The sequence below is a fragment of the Paraburkholderia sp. SIMBA_054 genome, assembly GCF_046534875.1.
In the GTDB taxonomy this organism is placed as follows: domain Bacteria; phylum Pseudomonadota; class Gammaproteobacteria; order Burkholderiales; family Burkholderiaceae; genus Paraburkholderia; species Paraburkholderia hospita.
On the sequence record NZ_JAWRXV010001154.1, the window covers coordinates 1 to 257 of the forward strand.

The 257-nt window shown below is 59.9% G+C and carries 1 protein-coding gene; it reads left to right on the forward strand.

The annotated features are described in order from the left end of the window. On the forward strand, positions 1 to 257 hold a 257-nt coding region (locus tag SB822_RS58775; protein ID WP_410859332.1), incomplete at both ends, for a CNNM domain-containing protein.

The following is a 257-nucleotide window of genomic DNA, read 5'->3' on the forward strand; positions in this document are numbered from 1 at the left end:
ATTACGCTCGCCTCGCTCGGGCTTGGCTGGATCGGCGAGCCCGCGTTCGCGGAATTGCTGACGCCGCTCTTCAGCATCGCCGGTGTGCAGTCCGAGCAGTTGATTCACGGCATTTCGCTGTTCTTCGCGTTTTCGTGCATTTCGTTTCGGCATAGCGTGGTCGGCGAACTCGCGCCGAAGTCGCTCGCAATTCGCGAAGCGGAAAAGGTCTCGCTATGGGCCGCCACGCCGCTGTACGGTTTTTATTGGGCGATGTA